General features: G+C 69.7%; 2 protein-coding genes. Both read right to left on the minus strand.

Annotated features, from left to right (window positions below; genetic code table 11):
* Positions 1-515: response regulator (locus KZA10_RS16270; RefSeq protein WP_218683406.1), on the minus strand; the 515-nt coding region annotated here is incomplete at its 3' end.
* On the minus strand, positions 512-917 hold a 406-nt coding region (locus KZA10_RS16275), incomplete at its 5' end, for a sensor histidine kinase (protein WP_218683407.1). The genes KZA10_RS16275 and KZA10_RS16270, both read right to left, overlap by 4 nt.

The following is a 917-nucleotide window of genomic DNA, read 5'->3' on the forward strand; positions in this document are numbered from 1 at the left end:
TCTGCGGCCGAAGCCTCACCGTCGCCGAGCGCGGCGAGAACGAGCTGCTCCGTCGCCGAGCGCGAGATCGACACGGGCTCACCCGCACCGTGCAGGATCGCCAGAGCGCGATCCACGTCCTCCTGGCGCAGTGCGCGGTCACCGCTGAGGAGATTGCAGTAGCGGATGTAGCGATCGAGGAGGCTCGACAGTGCTCGTCTTTCGAACGGCTTCACGAGATAGCCCACCGCCCCAGAGCGCAGCGCTCTGCGCACCGTGGCGGCGTCGTCGGCCGCGGAGATGAGGATCGCGTCGATCCCGGATTCCCGCACGAGCGCGATGCCGTCCCCGTCGGGAAGGAAGACGTCGGCGATCAGGATATCGGGGCGAGACGCGCGCACGCTGTCGCGGGCCTCGGCGAGAGAGCGCACCGTTCCCGTCACGGCGAAGCCGGGATGATCGTCCACGATGCCCTGGTGCAGCTGGGCCACCCGGAAATCATCGTCGAGGATGAGCACGCGTACAGGCTCGGTCATGTGTTCTCCTTCTCGTCGGGTGAGGTCCGTGCCACGGCTCCGCCGATGCGCGCGGCGAACACCGCACCGCTGTCGGCACCGCCCTGATCGATGACCCAGAGGTCCCCGCCGCTGCGACGGGCGATCTCGGTGGAGAGGGGGAGGCCGATGCCATGCCCGTGCACGTCGTCGTCCGTGGTCCCCTCCCTCGGCTGTGCCGGCGACGGCTCGATACCTCCGAGGCCGGGTCCGGAGTCGGAGACGGTGAACACGAGGGCATCGCCGTCATCCAGCAGTGCCACCTCGACCCAGCGCGGGGTCCGCTCGCCCGAGACGGCGGCGGTCACCGCGTTGTCGATCAGGTTGCCGAGCACGGCCGCGACGTCCTCCGCCTCCTGCACGGTGCCGATCAGCTGGGTGTCC

The sequence above is a fragment of the Microbacterium sp. BF1 genome (assembly GCF_019279095.1).
GTDB lineage: Bacteria > Actinomycetota > Actinomycetes > Actinomycetales > Microbacteriaceae > Microbacterium > Microbacterium maritypicum.